This is a genomic window from Kiloniella antarctica, assembly GCF_042682825.1.
GTDB classification, from domain to species: Bacteria; Pseudomonadota; Alphaproteobacteria; order Kiloniellales; family Kiloniellaceae; genus Kiloniella; species Kiloniella antarctica.
In genome coordinates, this window is sequence record NZ_JBHUII010000001.1 from 823,227 (window position 1) to 842,601 (window position 19,375).

A 19,375-nucleotide genomic window follows, 5' to 3' on the forward strand; every position below is an offset into this window, starting at 1 on the left:
TAAGGTGTTCTACAATCGTTCACCTCGTCCTTCCTTGAAATAGCCGTAAAAACGGAATTCTTATGCTTAAAATCCCCGCGTTACTCTCTACTGTAACCCTTCTTATAGCAGGGCTCGTTGCCGGAAACCTAACAACGGCCAATGCCGCCGAACAATCTCGTCTCAATAAAATATTGAGTGCTGGGGAGCTCCGCATTGGTACAACAGGGGACTGGAACCCTATGACGGTAAAAAATACTGCAACGGGTAATTACGAAGGTTTCGACATTGATATCGTCACAGAACTAGCCAACGACATGGGGGTTGAAGCTAAGTTCGTCCCTACGGATTGGAAGACTTTGATCAACGGTATTGTCGCTAATAAATACGACGTGACCACCAGCGCTTCTTTGAATCCAAAACGTATGGCTGTTGCAGGTTACACCGATAGTTACTACAACGTCGGAACTGTTCCTCTCACTTTGAGAAAACATTTGGCCAAATTCAATTCCTGGAATGATATTAATAACTCAGATGTAACTGTTGCAACAACACTGGGCACCGTTCAGGAACAACAGGCGAAAGAATATTTCCCGAAGGCAACACTAAAATCAGTTGAAGCACCTGCGCGTGACTTTCAAGAAGTGCTTTCTGGCCGTGCCATGGTTCACATCACCTCAAACGTAGAGGCTGCAACCTTGGTTAAAAAATATGAGCAAATGGCTATTGTCCCGGTTCAAGAAGCGAGATCACCTACGCCTCTTGCCATGCTAGTGGCACAAGATGACCAAGTTTGGATCAACTATCTCAACCATTGGATTGAGCTAAAGAAAACACAGGGTTTCTTTAAACAACTGGCAAAGAAATGGGACCTTGCCGACTAATAAGCATTTGATCAACGGCGAATGAGCATAGTGGACTGACAACTGCCCACTATGCTCATCTCTATTTATAGGCCACAAAGATGATCTTCTACACAGTACCCGTGAGTAACTACTGCGCTAAAGTAGAACTTGCACTCGCTCTTAAGGGGATAGAAGCCATTCATCAAATCCCACCCGGTGGATATGGCAGTGAAAACTATAAAGTCATTGTTCCCACAGGAACTGTTCCCGCCCTTATCGACGAAGGTTTGGTTTTAAGTGATTCTGAAACCATCAACGAATACTTGGAAGAAAAATTCCCTAAGCCTGCTTTGCTTCCTATCACAATTGGCGACCGTGCGACAACACGGATGCTCTCACGTTTTCATGATTTAAAGTTTGAGCCTCTCATCAGAGCTCTCTTTAAACACATGTCTCCAAGCCAGCGTCAAGAAGCCGTAATTAAAGAAAAATACCAAGAACTCGACCAACAATTAAGTCTGCTAGAGCGCATGGGACATTTTTCACCTTACATCGCAGGTGATCAAATCTCACTTGCCGATTGTGGATTTGCTCCAACAATTTTACTCGCAACAAAAATGTTTAAAGCAGTCAACATGCCGCTCACTCTGTCACAAAAAATAGAAAGCTGGCAGATGAAGATGTCAGAACACCCCATCGCAGAACCAATACTTTCGAAGTATGCGATGGCGGTCGACGATTGGCTCCAAATCAAACTAAGTAGCTAATTAAGCTAAAGGCGGAGCTGATTAAACAACTCCGCCTTCTGTTCCAGGTACGTTTGATTGGAGATCGAACGAAATATCCTAGGCTCTAATGATACTACGACCCTGGAGTCTACTGCAAACGATGCTGATCACAAATATGTGAGAACACCTTTATAAGATCTCAGAATCATAGTTAAGGTTTATTAACCTGACAACCGCTTAAGCTTCAGTACTGTTATGCATTTTACTCAAAGCTTGTTTTTTAAGTTTGGCCCTTAGGCAAAAAAAATGGGATCGTATTGATCCCATTTTTCTATTCAAATATGAATTTTTAATGCATCGCCATGTCAGAACATAGCCTCGACGACACGGTCAGGCGGCGTATGTCCGTCAACAAACGTTTTAATATTAATAATAACCTTTTCACCCATATCGTACCGCCCCTCTATTGTTGCGGACCCCATATGAGGGAGCAATACAACGTTATCGCTGTTTAGCAATTTTGGATTTACGGCGGGCTCTTTCTCAAACACATCAAGACCTGCACCTGCAATGTCTCCCGCTTTAATCAAACGCGCCAGAGCATTTTCATCAATTACTTCACCACGGCTGGTATTCACGATAATTGCGCGTTCGCTCAGTAATTTGAGGCGTCGACTTGAAAGAAGATGGAAGGTCGCTGGCGTATGGGGACAGTTAACAGAAATTACGTCCATACGAGATAACATTTGATCAAGGCTTTCCCAGTATGTTGCCTCAAGCTCGTCTTCGATATCAGGGTGAACCTTGCGTCGGTTGTGATAATGGATTGAAAGACCGAAACCTTTAGCGCGCCGAGCAACGGCTTGGCCAATACGTCCCATTCCAATAATCCCAAGGCGTTTACCATAAAGGCGATGTCCCAGCATCCCGGTTGGGCTCCAACCTGTCCATTCACCCGACCTGATCAGTTTCACACCTTCGGTTAAACGTCGAGATACTGCGAGAATTAGAGACAAAGTCATATCTGCCGTATCTTCAGTCAAAACGCCTGGTGTATTCGTGATCGTAATACCGCGCTGGCGGCAAGTTTTAAGGTCAATATGATCCACGCCGGTTCCAAACGAAGCAATTAAGCGCAGATTTGGTCCCGCTTGCGCAAGAACCCCCGCATCAACCCGATCCGTCACAGTCGGCACCAATACATCTGCTTCTTTGACCGCTGCGATAAGTTCTTTTTGAGAGAAAGGTTTGTCGTCCAAATTAAGCCGACAATCAAAAAGCTCCATCATCCGAGTTTCAATCGCATCCGGAAGCCGCCGCGTGACGATTACAAGGGGTTTTTTCTGAGTCATATGCCTATGGGGCCCTGTTGCTGGTCCTTACTAGCAGGTCTTATCATTGTATTTACGACCTGCATGTTTGCTAAGTTAGTTTATGCCGTGAACAAGGGCTTTGCCAAGAGACAGAAAGAGTTGTTTCGATAAATTCTAGCCAGTCGGGTTTTCTAAAGGTAATCTCGGCGATAACGGACTTACCAACTTCTGAAGTACACCGAATTAATTAAATGATGAAAAACTTGTCCTGCTGCTTCTCTCCGGAGATAACGAGATGACCTTCCGGTTACAGATAGCCTCTCCAAGACGTATTATAGGACTGTTCCTTTTAGGAATTTTTCTCTCTACAAGCTCCTTAGCTTTAAGCGACAGCCCTATTGTAAATGCATCAGCAGTATCTGGTGATAAAAAAGTTGGCCCGAGCGGTCTCCCCTTACCCCGATTCGTTAGCTTTAGATCTGGCGAAGTCAATATGCGAGCAGGTCCGGGCACGCGTTACCCCATAAGTTGGATATACCATCGACGTCGATTACCTGTTGAGATCATAGATGAGTTTGATACATGGCGCCAAATTAGAGATTGGCAAGGAACCGAAGGCTGGGTTCATCAGAGTATGCTCAAAGGACAACGAAGTATGATGGTGACTGGAGCAGTAAGAACCATTTACGATGATCCAGAGGTTACCAGCCGTCCCGTCGTCCAAGCAGAAGCTGGTGTAATTGGAGAGTTAGATTCCTGTAATTCTAATGACTGGTGCCAAGTTGAAATAAAAGACATTACTGGCTGGCTACAACGCTCTGCCCTTTATGGTAGCTATAAAGGTGAAATTTTCGATTAAAACGTTACACAGAATGTATCAGGAAAACACCTCCCGACGCATAATGACCTGAAAAAACAGGGCCAAACTCATCAGAGCTTGGCCCTACTCATCTCTCGGCTCATTTTTTGAGCTCTGCCGTAACGACGGATTTTTCCAACACAAAAAGCTTACGCCTGTACGCGGTCAGCTGCAAGAATTGTCAGAAAAAATTTCTATTAACCAATTTGATTAGAAGCGGTATGAAACTGCTTATTCAGCAGCTGTCAATTCTGCCTTATCATCAATGTCCACAACGTGGACAACGACTTCAACCCGTGAGATCGCTTTACCTGCTGGTAATTTCGGTAAGTTCTTAAACTGAACACTATCACGCGAAATATCAATCAACTCACCAGTTTCTTCATAAAAAATGTGGTGATGATCACTTATGTTGGTATCGAAATAAGATCGCCCGGCTTCGACTAAAACCTCACGTAACAAGCCTGCATCATGAAATTGATGGAGCGTGTTATACACAGTAGCCAGTGACACACTAACTTTTGATTCCATCGCTTCTACATGAAGTTGCTCTGCAGAAATATGACGGTCACCCTGCGCGTACAACAACTTAGCCAAAGCCAAGCGTTGCCGTGTCGGTCTGAGACCAGCAGTTTTGAGCGTATCTATTAATTCTGTATAGGGGCGTATCTTTTCCATAATAACTAATATAAGCCAGAAACCGCACTATTAAAGGAAAAAAGAGATTCTAGCTTCATTATCACTCTAATTCACTCTGTTATACGTTATTCAGATTAATTTTACAGGTGACATCGTTTTTGTCGTTTTCAGCTACTGACCATTTCCAAAATTTCAGGGACAAAGCCGAATAAGTACGCTCTTAATCAACAAAGCAATCCCATACTCCCAAAGGATATTCTCCAAAATAGGATTCCCTAAATTAATGGAGGGGTTAATTGGCAAAATATTTACAATTTTCAATTGATAATTTAGTCTGGAGACAACACATGACAGTTCAATATTACTCTTTCATGTAACATCACGTAAAAAATTCCTTAATAAACGACCTGTTACAACTTGAAGAACATTGCCACGGCACGGTATGCCTGTGTTATAGTCAGCCCGGATTCGGCCGCTTAGGTCTGAGGTTCGGAAAACAACATAAAAAACGGTGGATAAACCTTTGAGCGAACGCCAGAACAGCTACTCCTACGAAGAAATTTTGACTTGTGGGCGTGGTGAACTTTTTGGTCCTGGAAATGCCCAGTTACCTTTGCCTCCAATGCTCATGTTCGATCGGATTACGACCATCAATGAAGATGGTGGCGAGCATGGAAAAGGGCAAATTATTGCTGAATTTGATATCAACCCTGATCTATGGTTTTTTAAATGCCACTTTGAGGGCGACCCTGTTATGCCGGGATGTCTGGGCTTAGATGCTGTATGGCAAATGACTGGTTTCTTCCTGGGTTGGAGCGGATTACTTGGTCGTGGACGCGCTCTTGGTGTTGGTGAAGTGAAACTGAAAAGTATGATCACTCCTGACATCAAAAAAGTAACCTACAAAGTTGACATGAAACGTGTCATTAATCGTAGATTGATTATGGGCGTATCTGACGGCATCATAATGGCTGATGATAACGTTGCCTTTGAAATTAAAGACATGAAAGTCGGCCTTTTTCAGGCAGATTAATCCTTTCAAGTAACTTGATTTCGACCTGACTCTTCAGCCGCGGAACATAATTTCGCGGCGTAACAAATGTAAGGACACTGCAGATGCGTCGCGTAGTCGTCACCGGACTTGGAATTGTTTCCAGCATCGGGAATAACAAGGAAGAAGTGATTGATTCCCTTAAGGAAGGTCGCTCTGGTATAGAATATTGTGAAACCTATGCTGAAATGGGTTTCCGTAGCCATGTGCACGGATCAATTAATATTGATCTTGATGCCTTGGTTGATCGTAAACTCCGGCGCTTCATGGGTGACGGATCAGCCTATAACTATATCGCAATGAAAGAGGCCATCAAAGATGCTGGCCTTGGAGATGATCTCGTCTCCAACATTCGTACCGGACTTGTGATGGGATCAGGTGGTTCGTCGACTTCCAACCAAGTAGCAGCCGCAGACATTGCTAGAACAAAGAGTCCGAAACGGGTTGGACCTTATATGGTCCCACGCGCAATGGGTTCCACAAACTCTGCAAATATGGGCACGGCCTTCAAGATCAAGGGCCATAGTTACTCCATTACGTCAGCCTGTTCCACTTCTGCACACTGTGTGGGTAATGGTGCAGAGCTCATTCAAATGGGTAAACAGGATATCGTCTTTGCCGGAGGTGGTGAAGAACTGCACTGGACCTTGACCGTTCTATTTGATGCTATGGGTGCCCTTTCCAGCAAATATAACGATAACCCAACCAAAGCTTCCCGTGCTTTTGATGTTAACCGCGATGGATTTGTTATTTCAGGTGGTGGTGGTGTTGTTGTTCTAGAAGAATACGAACATGCCAAAGCCCGTGGCGCTAAAATTTATGGTGAACTCGTTGGCTACGGGGCAACATCTGATGGTGCAGACATGGTCGCCCCCTCTGGAGAAGGTGGCGTCCGTTGTATGAAAATGGCGATCAATGAGGCTGGAAACATTCCTGTAGATTACATCAATGCACACGGCACATCGACACCTGTTGGCGATAACATAGAACTCAAGGGGATCAAGGAAGCTTTTGAGGGACAAAAAGTTCCTTGGATTTCTTCCACCAAGTCCCTGACTGGTCACTCACAGGGTGCCACAGGTGTACAAGAAATTATTTACTCCCTGCTTATGATGAACAACAACTTCTTGTGTGCATCAGCAAATATCGAAGAACTCGATCCAGAAGGCGAAGGTATGCCAATCCTTCTAGAGCGTAGAGATGATGACAATATCAACTGCGTCATGTCTAACAGCTTTGGATTTGGCGGCACCAATGCTTCGTTGGTCTTCAAACGCTTAAACAAATAGATAACGTTTTAGAAACATCGATAGAGCTCGATATAAGCAGTATTAAGACTGAAAGGTAATAACGTGACGATGACAACGGCATTGATGGACGGAAAACGCGGCCTGATTATGGGCGTCGCCAATAACCACTCCATCGCCTGGGGGATTGCTCAAGCGTTACACAGCCAAGGCGCAGAACTCGCTTTCACCTACCAAGGTGATGCATTTAAAAAACGCGTTGAACCTCTGGCTGCATCAGTAGGATCAAATTTGGTCCTGCCGTGCGACGTAGAAGATAGCGAAGCACTTGAAAATGTTTTTTCTACCTTGAAAGAACAATGGGGTAGTCTGGATTTTGTAGTCCATGCGATCGCCTATTCTGACAAGGAAGAGCTTAAGGGACGCTATGTGGACACCACGCGGGCTAATTTCCGTAACACCATGTCCATATCCTGCTATTCCTTTACTGCAGTCGCCCAAAAAGCGGCACCATTCCTGAGCGAAAACAGTAGCTTGATAACGTTAACCTATCTCGGATCCGAACGCGTAACACCGAACTACAACGTTATGGGCGTTGCCAAAGCAGCTCTTGAATCCTCTGTACGTTATCTAGCAGCGGACCTTGGTCCCACTGGCACCCGCGTCAACGCTATTTCTGCAGGACCAATGCGTACTCTTGCAGGATCTGCTATTGCTGATGCAAAATACACCTATGGCTTTACACGGGACAACTCCCCTCTGAAACGTAACGTGTTGTTAGAAGAAGTTGGTAATGCCGGACTTTATCTCGCATCTGACTTATCTGCTGGTGTTACTGGTGAGGTGCATTTTGTTGATGCCGGTTTCAACGTAACTGCAATTCCAAGTCCAAAACGTGATTAGTACGTGCAATAATTAGGGTACTTACCCTATTTTCGGGAAAGGCTGCCTGTTTGGCGGCCTTTTTTTTCACTCCCTTCAGACGTTTAATATTGTATTACCGCATATAAATTATGCCCCTTTACTTCAGGTACAGGGCAGAACTTTACCGAATAAAAGCCATCCCTTTGGATAAGTGAAGCTTATGTAACTCTAATCCCTTTTTGCGCCTTACTTAGAGATATTCAGGCAATTTTATTTTCAGGAATTTTCTATTTTTCGTATCCATCAAATTTGGGGAGATCATCTGTCAGCTCGTAATAATCGCCCTTATCCCCGACATAGATATGGGTCGAGGTTTTAATCCCGGTTTTCCCATCCAGTGTTCCTGACATTACACCCATAAGATCACGGTCATCCATATCCCAAAATAAGCTGGAACCACATGCGCTACAAAAACCTCTCTTGGCATAGGACGAAGACTGGTACCATTTCAGTCCGGTATCTTCTATAATCTCAAAATCAAGTTTATGAACTGCCGTCGCAGATACGTAGTGACCACTGGTTTTTCGGCACTGTACACAGTGACAGGCAATTGAATCACGCAAAGGGCCTTTTATTTCGTACCGCACCGCACCGCAGAGGCACCCACCAGTTTTGAATTTTGTCTTCATACCCGTTCCTTAGTAAAGCTCTTTGCGATAGCGTTCTTCCATCGAGGCATCATAAGCTTCAGCATCCAGTTCTTCTGCAATATGGTCAGCTAATATTCTTCCCATTGATGGTAAAGTTTTACGCTCGATATGTTTTTCTGGATTCCACAAATCAGAGCGCATGATCGACTTTGCACAATGAATATAAGCCTCTTTAACCGTCACGATAAAAGCACACCGAGGTCGCTTTCCTTCAACGGACAGGATATCTAACAGCGCAGGATCGATCGAAATTTCCACGTTACCGTTCACACGCAACGTTTCTTTCACTCCTGGTATCATAAAAAGTAAACCGATTTGGGGATTATCCAACATATTCAAAGGGCTATCGATGCGATTATTTCCTGGACGATCAGGGATTGCAAGCCGCGTGTCATCAAGAACTTTAACAAACCCAGGGGCATCTCCTTTGGGAGAACAATCCGTACCCGTTGCCTCACTCGAAGTCGCCAAGGTCAAGAACGGGCAATGAGCAATAAACGTGCGGCAATGTTTATCCAAGCGGGAAAGTACTTTTTTATCGGCCCTTGGACTTCTTTCGCCATAAATAGCCTGTAAATCTTCGACCGTTTTAATGATATGGGACATAACTGCTCTGCAATCTATTTAAAAGTTGGGGAACCCGGAAAACGTTCTCTCCTTTAAAGCGATTAAGGCAGCCAGTATTTTCGACTTCACCCTATCGCTTTTCAGGTGGTAGAGACTTTATCGGATCAGCGAGTGCTTTCAACTCTTCTTTGGAATATTTCGTCCGTACACGCCTGTTCGAAGGTGGTTGATGAAGCGTACTCAGACCTTTTCTATGTTCGATAGCAGGACGGATAGGGCGTGGCGAGAAACCACCACCACAGTTCGGACAGACGTTAGAAAGAACACTTTCTACACAATTTATACAAAAAGTACATTCGTACGTACAAATCATTGCCTCGGTAGTAGCTGGTGGTAAGTCCTTGTCGCAACACTCGCAATTGGGGCGTAGATCAAGCATATTTTATCTCCTAAGAGTTTTAAACACTATGTTGAATAGATCGAATGACAACAATGACAGTTACACGTCAATAGTTGCCATTTTGGCCTCTTGCAAAGTGCCTTCGTCTCGGAAAATTAACGCCGGTGGTCTCTTGGAATTAACTTTTATATTTCCTACCTGTGACTACGCGTAGATCGGCTAAATACCAATCGCTTCTATCATTTCCTTTGGAAAGTCAGTAATGATACTCTCAACACCCATAGCAACGAGTTCCTTAGCACGATCAACGTCATTGACCGTATAGGTCGCGATGCCGTACCCGAGTTGTTTGATCTCGGTGATGAGTTCAGGCGTAAACATCTTATGCCACAGATGAATGGTCGTGCAGTTCAAGCTCGCAGCATGTTTTTGCCAGTCGCTGGTGTCATCATAAAGCAAAAGACCGCGCGGAAAACTAGGCGCAAGATCCCGAACTACGGCGAGTGCTTCACGTTTAAAAGAACTAAACAAAGGTTTTGCCAAGTCATCCGGCCAAACTCTGTTGAGCAAAGTAACGACAGCCCGTGCAGTTGCAGCCTCTTCGCCATCAGAGGGTTTTAATTCAATATTGGCATGCAGCCCATTGTCGATATGAAATTGTAAAACTTCTTCTAAGGAAGGAATTTTTTCACCTTTAAATGAGGGGGCGAACCAAGCGCCAGCCTCGATCGCCTGAAGTTCATCAAAGGTATAATCCTTTACCAACCCATCTAATCCGGAGGTCCGTTTCAGGTCCTGATCATGATAGAGCACCGGGATACCGTCTTTTGACAACTTAACGTCAAACTCAGTCCAAGAAGCACCCTGCACAAGAGCCTCACGCAAGCTCGCCATAGTGTTCTCAGGCCGGACACCTTTTGCCCCACGATGGGCCTGAACCCTTGGTAATATAACTTTCGGAGTGGCGTTTGCCATGCTCCTTCTCCCTGTCACAAGCGGGTCAGCACCCCAAAGAAAAAACGGACAATCCCAGGGGATCATCCGTTTCTTAATACCTGCTTTTTGTGACAGGTCAATTACCAGTTTAACTGATGTAATGAGTCCAGTTTACATCAATTAACCAGAATATTTATTCAGCTTCTGCGTTTGCTTCAAGGTCTTCACCAGTTTCCTGGTTCACACGCTTCATGGAAAGTTTAACTTTACCACCACGCTCAACACCGATGCACTTCACCTTAACCATGTCACCTTCGTTTACAACTTCAGTAACTTTGCCAACACGACGATCTTCCAGTTCAGAGATATGAACCAGACCATCACGGGCACCCATGAAGTTCACAAAAGCACCGAAATCAACACAACGGACAACTTTACCATCGTAAACAACGCCAACTTCTGGCTCAGCAACAATAGATTTAATCCAGTTAACAGCAGCATCACCAGCTTCTTGATCAACAGCAGCAACTTTGATGGTTCCATCATCGTCGATATCGATCTTTGCGCCAGTTTCTTCGGTAATTTCCCGAATAACTTTACCACCAGTACCAATTACTTCGCGAATTTTTTCTTTTGGAATACTGAAAGTCGTTATGCGTGGTGCATGTTCAGATACACCTTCACGTCCAGATGTCAGAGCTTTGGACATTTCACCAAGGATGTGCTGACGACCTTCATGTGCCTGCTCAAGAGCAACCTTCATGATCTCCTGCGTGATAGATGTAATTTTAATATCCATCTGCAGAGCTGTCACACCATTGACGGTACCAGCTACTTTAAAGTCCATGTCACCAAGGTGGTCTTCGTCACCTAGGATGTCAGAAAGAACAGCGAAATCGTCGCCTTCTTTAATCAGCCCCATAGCAATACCAGCAACTGGTGATCCGAGAGGAACTCCAGCATCCATCAACGCAAGAGATGCGCCACACACTGTCGCCATAGAAGAAGAACCATTTGATTCTGTAATTTCAGAAACAACACGCATTGTGTATGGGAAATCTTCTTTGGTTGGCAACAATGGGCGGATCGCACGCCATGCAAGTTTACCATGACCAATTTCACGACGACCAGGACCACGAAGGAAACCTGCTTCACCAACGGAATAAGGAGGGAAGTTATAATGAAGCAAGAAATGCTCACGATAGCTACCATCAAGCTGATCGATGATCTGCTCATCTTGACCTGTGCCCAGTGTAGAAGTCACAAGCGCCTGAGTTTCACCACGAGTGAAAAGTGCTGAACCGTGAGTGAGTGGTAACTTACCAACTTCGGCTACAATAGGACGAACCTGTTTGGTGTTACGGCCATCAATACGCATGCTGGTTTTCAAAATAGAGCCACGAACAACCTGTGCTTCAAGTTTTTTAAACAAACCACCAGCAATAGAAACCTCATCGCCTTCAAGACTCTCAAGTGCAGCAGCCTTAACCGCAGCAATATTAACCTGACGTTGAAGCTTTTCTTGCTCGCCATAAGCATCAGCAAACTTATCGAGAATACCACCTGCGATCAGTTTTTCTTTAACAACAGCAACGGCTGGATCAATAGGAGCGATTTCACGTGGATCTTTTGCACACTCTTCAGCCAATTCGATAATCGCGTTGATCACAGGCATCATTTGCTCATGACCGAAAGCTACCGCGCCGAGCATTACTTCTTCAGAAAGCTCTTGAGCTTCTGATTCCACCATCAACACACCTTCGTGTGTACCAGCAAGTACCAGATCAAGATCCATTTCCGGATAATCAGGCATCAATGGGTTCAAAAGGTATTCACCGTCTTTGTAACCAACACGACAACCACCGATTGGACCAAGGAAAGGAAGACCCGAAATTGTCAGAGCCGCAGATGCGCCGATCATAGCAATGATATCAGGATCATTTTCAAGATCGTGACTGACAACAGTACAAATAACCTGTGTTTCGTTGAGATAACCATCAGCGAACAATGGACGCAATGGGCGGTCAATCAGGCGAGAAACCAATGTTTCTTTTTCTGAAGGACGTGCTTCACGCTTAAAAAAACCGCCCGGTATTTTACCAGCAGCATATGTTTTTTCTTGATAGTTAACAGTTAGTGGAAAGAAGTCCTGACCAGGTTTAACGCTACGTGCGCCAACCGCGGTACAAAGAACAACAGTATCACCATAAGTCGCAAGTACCGCACCATCAGCTTGACGTGCAATCTGACCGGTTTCCAGCTTAAGGGTACGACCACCCCATTCAATTTCTTTTGTATAGATGTTAAACATCAGTTTTCCTTACAATAATGGGCCGGTTAAACTTTGCCGGGCCTACGAAAGCTGTCTGTTTCTAGACAGCTTTCGCAGGACCGGCTCTGACTTAATATTGCCCCGACCCCCGAAACAATATCAAAGAAATATTCATGAAGATTAAGAGAGAAATCCAATCTATGAATATAGGTACACCCGGCCAACAGGAAATCAATTTCGCTGTTGGCCGGGCGTCGCAGAAACTACCTATACCTTAACGGCGTAGGCCGAGACGTTTAATCAGAGCTTCGTAACGAGCTTGATCTTTCTTTTTCGTGTAGTCCAGAAGACGACGACGCAAACCAACCATGCCCAAGAGACCACGACGGGAATGGAAATCCTTTTTGTGATCTTTGAGGTGCTCAGTCAGGTTATTGATACGTTCAGATAGAATAGCTACCTGTACTTCTGGAGAACCTGTATCGCCTTCGATAGTGGCGAATTCTTTAATAACTTCTTGCTTACGCTCAGCCGTAATCGACATCGCTTTTCCTTCTTTAAAAGCTATCTAGGACAAAACCTAGAGATTTAAAACACGCACCGATCTCACCTCACCTTTTTCAAATCGGGCCAAAGCTAACGGTTTATCGTTTTCTGTTGCCAGAAAAACGTCTCCGTTAACCAAGTCACCGATCCGCTCCAGATCATGCCTAGCTATCATTGATAACGGCTGACCATGTCGCAGGCGGGTCGCTTCGGTTTCTGATAAGGCCAACGCCGAGATGTCGTCCAGCGCGGTCTCTACCGGGAGCAATAGCTCTTCGGCAGCGGGACTATGCCCGATCTCTTCAAGAGATTCCAGTGAAATCGCATGCTCCAAAGTAAAGGGTCCCACGCGTGTACGGCGTAACTCCGTCACATGTGCGCAAGTTCCAAGTGCCTTGGCAATATCGCGGCCAAGAGATCTAACATAAGTTCCCTTCCCGCAATCAACTTCAAATACTGCTTCGTCCTTGTTTCGCATTTCGATCAAGTCAAATCGATCAATACGAACAATTCTGGACTTCATTTCAAAATCTTCATCCCCGCTCCGGGCTAAATCATAGGCTCTTTTCCCATCAACTTTAATAGCAGAATATCTGGGGGGAACTTGATTTATTTCGCCTTTAAAACTCTCAAGAGATTGAAGAATATCATTTTTTTTGGGTCTATGAGTACTCGTCTCGATGACGTCGCCTTCAAGATCTTCGGTAGAAGTTGCCTCGCCCCACTTTACAGCAAATCGATAACTTTTCCGACCATCCATAGCATAAGAAACTGTCTTTGTAGCTTCCCCAAAGGCAAGCGGAAGAAGCCCGGTTGCTAAAGGATCGAGAGTGCCACCATGACCAACTTTTTGCGCATTAAGGAGGCGACGAACCTTTCCGACAATCTGAGTCGATGTGACACCGAGTGGTTTGTCAATGACCAACCACCCATGAATGGGTAAGCCTTTTTTCCTACGGGCCATTATACCTCGGCGTCGCCATCCTCAGAGTGCGACTCGATATCGTTAGAATCATCCATCAAGTCATCGTCATCATGACGAAGATCTTGTTGAACGTTATCACTCTGAAGGATCGTGTTAATTTTAGCAGCTTCATCAAACGATGTGTCTGCCTCAAAACCAATCCGAGGACAGCTTCGTAAGCGTAACATTTGGCTTAATTCACGGCGAAAGAAACTCGAAGCCTTATTCAAAGACTCCGTAACCAAACCCAAATCAGCACCACCCAAAGGCACAACAAAAGCCGTTGCATTCCTGAGGTCGGGGCTAAGTCGAACTTCAGAAATAGTAATAATGACCCCCTCGAGATGAGGGTCATTAAAACTTGTTCGATTCAAGATTTGAGACATACCGTGGCGAATCTCTTCACCTACACGTAGTTGCCTTTGGCTTCTAGGTGTACCACTGCGGTTTTTAGAATTTGAACTCACCGGAAATCATCCCTTCATCGCTGGGCATCGCTGCCGAAAGCTTAATCAAGCTTTCGGGCGATTTCCTCGATGATGTAACACTCAACCTGATCGCCAACTTGAATGTCAAAATAGTTTTCAAAGGCCATACCACATTCGTAACCCTCTTTAACTTCCTTAACTTCTTCTTTGAAGCGGCGTAAAGTTTTAAGAGTACCATCGTGGATTACAACATTATCACGAAGCAAACGTACTTTTGAGCCACGCTGAACAATACCCTCGGTAATCATACAACCAGCAATCTTACCTGTTTTGGTAATATTAAAGATTTCGCGCATTTCTGCGTAACCAAGGAATTTCTCGCGTTGTTCAGGCTCAAGCATACCGCTCAATGCCGCTTTCACATCATCTACAACGTTATATATGATAGAGTAATAGCGAATATCGACGTTCTCACGACGAGACATTTCACGGGCTTGCGGATTGGCACGAACGTTGAACGCAATAACAAAAGCACCCGTAGACTGAGCCAATGTGATATCGGATTCGTTAATCGCACCAACACCAGTGTGAAGAATGTTAACCTTAACTTCGTCGGTATTCATTTTCTGTAGGCTGGTCGCAATTGCTTCCATTGAGCCGTGAACGTCAGCCTTAATAATAACAGGCAACTCTTCCGCTTGGCCTTCTTTTAATTTGGCAAGCATCTGTTCCAGAGAACCACGTCCTTCTGCAGCAGCAGCAAGATCTTTCTTCTTTTGCTCACGGTATTCAGCAATTTCACGGGCTTTGGCATCATTTTCAACAACGATGAAATCGTCACCAGCATTCGGCGTACCGTTTAGGCCAAGAACTTCGACAGGAAGTGCAGGACCAGCTTCTGTGATCTGTTGACCACGCTCGTTGGTCATTGCACGGACACGACCCCACTCACTACCAGTGACAAAAATATCACCAACGACAAGTGTTCCTTTTTGAACCAGAACAGTAGCAACAGAGCCACGCCCTTTATCAAGCTTGGATTCGATCACAGTACCGATTGCGTCACGATCAGAATTCGCTTTAAGTTCGAGCAACTCAGCTTGAAGCATAATCGCTTCTTCAAGCTTATCCAGACCCGTTTGAGCTTTGGCTGAAACTTCGACTGTCTGAACATCACCACCCATATCTTCAACGACGAGTTCGTGTTGAAGCAGTTCTTGTTTCACACGGTCAGAATTAGCACCCGGTTTATCCATTTTGTTGATCGCAACAATAATAGGAACTCCTGATGCCTTCGCGTGATTAATCGCTTCAATCGTTTGTTCCATGATGCCGTCATCAGCAGCAACAACGAGAACAACAATATCTGTAACCGTTGCACCACGAAGACGCATTTCGGTGAAAGCCGCGTGTCCCGGAGTATCCAAGAAAGTAATTTTATTTCCGGACTTCAAGTTCACCTGATAGGCACCGATGTGCTGGGTAATACCGCCGGCTTCACCACGAACGACATCAGCAGAGCGGATCGCATCAAGCAACGAAGTTTTACCATGATCGACGTGACCCATAATCGTCACAACAGGAGAACGTGTGGCCAAATCGCCTTCGTCATCGACTTCGACACCAAGAATGCCTTGTTCAACGTCAGCATCCGTGACTCGTTTGTACGTATGGCCAAGTTCTTGAATAACCAATTCGGCTGTATCAGCATCAATCGTCTGATTGATCGTGGCCATAACACCAAGCTTCATCAGTTCTTTAATAACATCAGTAGCCCGTTCAGCCATTCTGTTACCAAGTTCCTGAACTGTAATCGTTTCAGGCAGAATTACTTCACGTAAAACTTTCATAGGAGCTGCACGGTTTCCGCCACGCTCTTGCTGAAGTTTTTTCTGACGGCGACGTTTAACAGATGCCAATGAACGTTGACGTCCATCATTATCCGAAGTCGCGCTTGAAATAGTCAATTTACCTTTATTACGGCGATCGCCAGTGCTCTCTTTTTTGTCAGTAGCCTGTTTAGGCGTAAAGCTCGGCTTATTACCTTGCTTAACACGGCCACCAAGCTCTTGAGCGATCGCATCACCAACACTTGTTGGAGCTGCAGCAGGTTTTTTCTTAGGTTTTGGCTTTTCTTGACGCGCAGGACGTCGATCAGGTGCGCGTTCTGCAGCTTCACGTTTTTTACGAGCTTCCGTCGTAGCGCGTGCAGCAACTTTAGCTTCGTCTTCAGCTTTCTCCATTGAGCTTTTTGCATTCTCAACACGAGCAGCTTCTGTTTCCTGCTTTAATCTTTCAGCTTCATCAGCCTTAAGACGGGCGTTTTCTTCAGCTTGAATTACAGCCTTACGCTTATTCTCTTCTTCTAAGCGCAGCTTTTCTTCTTCAGCAGCTTGCCGCTTACCTTCTTCAGCTTGGCGCGCAGCAGTAAGAACCTGCATACGCTTTGCTTTTTCAGCATTCGTCAAGTTGTCCTGAGTTGCTTTAGGCTTAATAGGCTTTTTCGCAGCAGGCGCTTTTTTAACAACCACAGCCTCTTTGGGCTTTGGCGCTTCAGTAAGCTGTGGCTCAGGTGTGGTGACTTCAGCCATCCGTCCACTCTCGCCACGCTCAAAGGTACGACTGCGCTTGACTTCCACGGTAACGGACTTAGACCGCCCATGGCTAAAGCTCTGTTTAACCTGTCCGGTTTCAACAGTTTTTTTCAACTCAAGCGAATTTGGCCGACTAAGTGTCAGCGGCTTTTTGCTCTGCTTGGTGTCCTTGCTCGAGGTCATGTCTTTCAGGCGTCCACTTACTCTTTGGCGGGGGTTCCCGCAATTCCTCTTAGGGCTGACAACCGCGTCGTATCCACGACGAACTTATCAGCGATTCCACTTGGCCTAAGCGCTATATGAACCCAACTTTCCCGGCCCAACGCTTGCCCTAGTTCCTGCGCAGTAAAAATTTCGTTTGTTAGCATGTCAGGGTCTATAGCCCTGGCCAATGCACGAATTTTACCGCGCCCATCTTCTGCCGCATCAGCGGCTTGAACCAGCACCTTGACTTTCCCAGAGGAAAGCCAAGCTTTAGTCTTCTCAAACCCTGCTACTAAATGTCCTGCACGTTTTGCCAGACCTAGAGCATCAAGGCAACGTTTCGTTAGCTGCGCGTCAAGTTGATCGATCATATCGTCTGCAACTTTGACCTTCGCTTTAGCCGAACGAGCGAATAATTGTTTTTTACACGCCTTCTCTAACATATCCCGGCTTGGAGACAACCAGATTCCGCGTCCAGGCAGTTTTCCAGACAAATCAGGAACAACAAAACCGTCTGGTCCAACCACAAATCGAAGCAAGTTCGATTGGGGGAAAAGCTCTCCAGATGCGATGCAACGCCTTTCGGGGTCACTCTTTCGCTTCCATCGAACTTTCTTTTTTCCCCCAGCCTTAGAACCAGATACAGATTTAACCACAGTATCGATCCCCTGAGCTACGCGTCCTCGGAACCTTCGGAGTCTGCAGTTTCATCTTTAAACCAGTGCGCACGCGCCGCCATAATAACAGCATTTGCTTCATCCTCTGTGATCACGAGATCCGCGCCAAGCATTTCAACCAATTCATCACCGGCAAGATCAGCAAGATCATCAAGTGTTTTAACACCTTGCTCACCAAGGTGTACAAGTTGTTCACTCGTCAGGCCTTCGGCGGACATAAGATCATCGCTGACACCAAGGTTCTTACGAGATTCTTCCAGTTCTTTCTCGTGAACCTCAAGATGTGCTCTCGCACGGTTACGAAGTTCTTCAGCAATCTCTTCATCAAAACCCTGAATTGCGGCCAGTTCATCAACTGGAACAAATCCAACCTGCTCAACACTTTCAAAACCTTCCGCGACCAGAAGATGAGCGATAACATCATCAACATCCAGAGCATCAATAAAGTTTTGTGAACGTTGTTTGGTTTCATCCTGACGACGACGAGATTCCTCATCATCAGTCATGATATCAATATCCCAACCTGTCAGGATTGATGCCAGACGAACATTCTGCCCGCGACGACCAATTGCTAATGACAACTGATCATCAGGCACGACAACCTCAATACGATTTGTATCCTCATCAAGAACAACTTTAGACACCTCTGCTGGCGCAAGAGCGTTTACAACAAAAGTCGCGACATCAGGAGACCAAGGAATAATGTCAATTTTTTCACCTTGGAGTTCTGTCACAATTGCCTGTACTCGGCTACCGCGAAGACCAACACATGCGCCAACTGGATCAATTGACGAATCTTGCGATTGTACAGAAATTTTTGCACGGCTTCCCGGATCACGAGCAACGGCTTTGATCTCAATCACATTGTCATAAATTTCAGGTACTTCTTGTGAAAACAGTTTAGCCATGAATTGCGGGTGCGAACGAGATACAAAAATTTGCGGTCCCCGTGGTTCCTCACGCACATCGTAAATGTATGCACGAACACGGTCGCCATTGCGGAAGTTTTCACGCGGCAAAGTTTCGTCACGACGCATAATTGCTTCGGCTTTACCGAGGTCAACCGTCACATTACCAAATTCATTCCGCTTCACCACACCGTTGATAACTTCACCAACGCGATCTTTGTACTCACGGAATTGACGTGCACGCTCAGCATCACGTACCTTTTGAACGATAACTTGCTTCGCTGTTTGCGCAGCAATACGTCCCAGATCAATCGGAGGGAGTTCATCATAATAGAACTCTCCAATTTCAATGTCGGCCTGGCGTACTCTTGCATCTTTCAAAGTCGCTTGGGTCAGGTCGTTTACAACTTCCTCAACCACTTCTGTGTAGCGCCTCAGTCTCACTTCACCAGTCTTCCGATCAATTTCAGCACGAATATCACGCTCATGACCATATTTTGCACGTCCGGCTTTAGAAATAGCCTGCTCCATCGCATCTATGACTTCGTCACATTCAATGCTTTTTTCCCGCGCAACGGCAGCGGCAACCTGAAGAAGTTCAGTTCTGTAAAGAGCAGTCGTTTCCATGCGCCCTAAAATCCTTA

At 45.4% G+C, this 19,375-nt stretch carries 19 protein-coding genes; 6 read left to right on the forward strand and 13 right to left on the reverse strand.

Features of this window, described 5'->3' with window-relative positions:
- Positions 1 to 62 precede the first annotated feature (62 nt).
- Together ACFSKO_RS03940 and ACFSKO_RS03945 are read left to right on the forward strand one after the other, a co-directional pair.
- On the forward strand, positions 63 to 863 hold the full coding sequence (locus tag ACFSKO_RS03940; protein WP_380248627.1) for a transporter substrate-binding domain-containing protein: 801 nt from the start codon (positions 63 to 65) through the stop codon (positions 861 to 863).
- Positions 864 to 943: 80 nt separating this feature from the next.
- Positions 944 to 1,591: a glutathione S-transferase family protein gene (locus tag ACFSKO_RS03945; RefSeq protein WP_380248629.1), complete on the forward strand. Its 648-nt coding sequence runs from the start codon at positions 944 to 946 to the stop codon at positions 1,589 to 1,591.
- A gap of 326 nt (positions 1,592 to 1,917) precedes the next feature.
- Here ACFSKO_RS03945 and ACFSKO_RS03950 read toward each other — a convergent pair whose 3' ends face one another.
- Complete coding sequence (locus tag ACFSKO_RS03950; protein WP_380248631.1) at positions 1,918 to 2,904, reverse strand: 2-hydroxyacid dehydrogenase; 987 nt, start codon at positions 2,902 to 2,904, stop codon at positions 1,918 to 1,920.
- A 256-nt stretch (positions 2,905 to 3,160) separates the two neighbouring features.
- Here ACFSKO_RS03950 and ACFSKO_RS03955 point away from each other — a divergent pair, with 256 nt between their 5' ends.
- Entirely contained in the window at positions 3,161 to 3,724 is a 564-nt protein-coding gene (locus tag ACFSKO_RS03955) for an SH3 domain-containing protein (protein WP_380248633.1), read from the forward strand.
- A gap of 231 nt (positions 3,725 to 3,955) precedes the next feature.
- Here the strand turns inward: ACFSKO_RS03955 and irrA are convergent, their stop codons facing one another.
- Positions 3,956 to 4,402: an iron response transcriptional regulator IrrA gene (irrA, locus tag ACFSKO_RS03960; RefSeq protein WP_380248635.1), complete on the reverse strand. Its 447-nt coding sequence runs from the start codon at positions 4,400 to 4,402 to the stop codon at positions 3,956 to 3,958.
- Positions 4,403 to 4,886: 484 nt separating this feature from the next.
- On the opposite strand from irrA, the gene fabA reads away from it, so the two are divergent.
- The 3 genes from fabA to ACFSKO_RS03975 all read left to right on the forward strand — a co-directional run bounded on the left by fabA (position 4,887) and on the right by ACFSKO_RS03975 (position 7,564).
- On the forward strand, positions 4,887 to 5,396 hold the full coding sequence (gene fabA / locus ACFSKO_RS03965) for a bifunctional 3-hydroxydecanoyl-ACP dehydratase/trans-2-decenoyl-ACP isomerase (protein WP_380248637.1): 510 nt from the start codon (positions 4,887 to 4,889) through the stop codon (positions 5,394 to 5,396).
- A gap of 83 nt (positions 5,397 to 5,479) precedes the next feature.
- Positions 5,480 to 6,703, forward strand: a complete 1,224-nt coding sequence (fabB, locus tag ACFSKO_RS03970) for a beta-ketoacyl-ACP synthase I (RefSeq protein ID WP_380248639.1) — start codon at positions 5,480 to 5,482, stop codon at positions 6,701 to 6,703.
- Between the two features lie 84 nt (positions 6,704 to 6,787).
- The gene (locus ACFSKO_RS03975; protein WP_380249430.1) at positions 6,788 to 7,564 is read left to right on the forward strand and encodes an enoyl-ACP reductase FabI; all 777 of its coding nucleotides are present in this window, start codon (positions 6,788 to 6,790) and stop codon (positions 7,562 to 7,564) included.
- A 248-nt stretch (positions 7,565 to 7,812) separates the two neighbouring features.
- Here the strand turns inward: ACFSKO_RS03975 and ACFSKO_RS03980 are convergent, their stop codons facing one another.
- From ACFSKO_RS03980 to nusA, 11 genes are all read right to left on the reverse strand, one after another.
- The gene (locus ACFSKO_RS03980; protein WP_380248641.1) at positions 7,813 to 8,214 is read right to left on the reverse strand and encodes a GFA family protein; all 402 of its coding nucleotides are present in this window, start codon (positions 8,212 to 8,214) and stop codon (positions 7,813 to 7,815) included.
- Between the two features lie 9 nt (positions 8,215 to 8,223).
- A complete protein-coding gene (locus ACFSKO_RS03985; protein ID WP_380248643.1) occupies positions 8,224 to 8,841 on the reverse strand; it encodes a pyridoxamine 5'-phosphate oxidase family protein in 618 nt (205 codons plus the stop codon).
- A 91-nt stretch (positions 8,842 to 8,932) separates the two neighbouring features.
- Positions 8,933 to 9,241, reverse strand: coding sequence for a DUF1272 domain-containing protein (locus ACFSKO_RS03990; protein ID WP_380248645.1), 309 nt, complete (start codon positions 9,239 to 9,241; stop codon positions 8,933 to 8,935).
- A 180-nt stretch (positions 9,242 to 9,421) separates the two neighbouring features.
- Positions 9,422 to 10,177: a glycerophosphodiester phosphodiesterase family protein gene (locus ACFSKO_RS03995; RefSeq protein WP_380248647.1), complete on the reverse strand. Its 756-nt coding sequence runs from the start codon at positions 10,175 to 10,177 to the stop codon at positions 9,422 to 9,424.
- A 154-nt stretch (positions 10,178 to 10,331) separates the two neighbouring features.
- On the reverse strand, positions 10,332 to 12,449 hold the full coding sequence (gene pnp, locus ACFSKO_RS04000) for a polyribonucleotide nucleotidyltransferase (RefSeq protein WP_380248649.1): 2,118 nt from the start codon (positions 12,447 to 12,449) through the stop codon (positions 10,332 to 10,334).
- A 235-nt stretch (positions 12,450 to 12,684) separates the two neighbouring features.
- Positions 12,685 to 12,954 (reverse strand): 30S ribosomal protein S15, encoded by a 270-nt coding sequence (rpsO, locus tag ACFSKO_RS04005; RefSeq protein WP_380248651.1) that lies wholly within the window; start codon positions 12,952 to 12,954, stop codon positions 12,685 to 12,687.
- A 36-nt stretch (positions 12,955 to 12,990) separates the two neighbouring features.
- Complete coding sequence (gene truB / locus ACFSKO_RS04010; protein ID WP_380248653.1) at positions 12,991 to 13,920, reverse strand: tRNA pseudouridine(55) synthase TruB; 930 nt, start codon at positions 13,918 to 13,920, stop codon at positions 12,991 to 12,993.
- Positions 13,920 to 14,387, reverse strand: coding sequence for a 30S ribosome-binding factor RbfA (gene rbfA / locus ACFSKO_RS04015; RefSeq protein ID WP_380248655.1), 468 nt, complete (start codon positions 14,385 to 14,387; stop codon positions 13,920 to 13,922). The genes truB and rbfA overlap by 1 nt, the downstream gene beginning before the upstream one ends.
- Before the next feature lie 41 nt (positions 14,388 to 14,428).
- Complete coding sequence (infB, locus tag ACFSKO_RS04020; protein ID WP_380248657.1) at positions 14,429 to 17,125, reverse strand: translation initiation factor IF-2; 2,697 nt, start codon at positions 17,123 to 17,125, stop codon at positions 14,429 to 14,431.
- A gap of 17 nt (positions 17,126 to 17,142) precedes the next feature.
- On the reverse strand, positions 17,143 to 17,802 hold the full coding sequence (locus tag ACFSKO_RS04025; protein WP_380248659.1) for an RNA-binding protein: 660 nt from the start codon (positions 17,800 to 17,802) through the stop codon (positions 17,143 to 17,145).
- A 17-nt stretch (positions 17,803 to 17,819) separates the two neighbouring features.
- Entirely contained in the window at positions 17,820 to 19,358 is a 1,539-nt protein-coding gene (nusA, locus tag ACFSKO_RS04030) for a transcription termination factor NusA (protein ID WP_380248661.1), read from the reverse strand.
- Between the last annotated feature and the right edge of the window lie 17 nt (positions 19,359 to 19,375).

Bases quoted from the DNA above. Each gene is read 5' to 3' on its own strand.
- fabB (WP_380248639.1), top strand. From the start codon at position 5,480: ATGCGTCGCGTAGTCGTCACCGGACTTGGAATTGTTTCCAGCATCGGG.
- rpsO (WP_380248651.1), bottom strand. From the start codon at position 12,954: ATGTCGATTACGGCTGAGCGTAAGCAAGAAGTTATTAAAGAATTCGCC.
- irrA (WP_380248635.1), bottom strand. From the start codon at position 4,402: ATGGAAAAGATACGCCCCTATACAGAATTAATAGATACGCTCAAAACT.
- nusA (WP_380248661.1), bottom strand. From the start codon at position 19,358: ATGGAAACGACTGCTCTTTACAGAACTGAACTTCTTCAGGTTGCCGCT.
- infB (WP_380248657.1), bottom strand. From the start codon at position 17,125: ATGACCTCGAGCAAGGACACCAAGCAGAGCAAAAAGCCGCTGACACTT.
- ACFSKO_RS03985 (WP_380248643.1), bottom strand. From the start codon at position 8,841: ATGTCCCATATCATTAAAACGGTCGAAGATTTACAGGCTATTTATGGC.
- ACFSKO_RS03955 (WP_380248633.1), top strand. From the start codon at position 3,161: ATGACCTTCCGGTTACAGATAGCCTCTCCAAGACGTATTATAGGACTG.
- ACFSKO_RS03950 (WP_380248631.1), bottom strand. From the start codon at position 2,904: ATGACTCAGAAAAAACCCCTTGTAATCGTCACGCGGCGGCTTCCGGAT.
- truB (WP_380248653.1), bottom strand. From the start codon at position 13,920: ATGGCCCGTAGGAAAAAAGGCTTACCCATTCATGGGTGGTTGGTCATT.
- ACFSKO_RS03980 (WP_380248641.1), bottom strand. From the start codon at position 8,214: ATGAAGACAAAATTCAAAACTGGTGGGTGCCTCTGCGGTGCGGTGCGG.
- ACFSKO_RS03975 (WP_380249430.1), top strand. From the start codon at position 6,788: ATGGACGGAAAACGCGGCCTGATTATGGGCGTCGCCAATAACCACTCC.
- ACFSKO_RS03945 (WP_380248629.1), top strand. From the start codon at position 944: ATGATCTTCTACACAGTACCCGTGAGTAACTACTGCGCTAAAGTAGAA.
- ACFSKO_RS03940 (WP_380248627.1), top strand. From the start codon at position 63: ATGCTTAAAATCCCCGCGTTACTCTCTACTGTAACCCTTCTTATAGCA.
- pnp (WP_380248649.1), bottom strand. From the start codon at position 12,449: ATGTTTAACATCTATACAAAAGAAATTGAATGGGGTGGTCGTACCCTT.
- ACFSKO_RS03995 (WP_380248647.1), bottom strand. From the start codon at position 10,177: ATGGCAAACGCCACTCCGAAAGTTATATTACCAAGGGTTCAGGCCCAT.
- ACFSKO_RS03990 (WP_380248645.1), bottom strand. From the start codon at position 9,241: ATGCTTGATCTACGCCCCAATTGCGAGTGTTGCGACAAGGACTTACCA.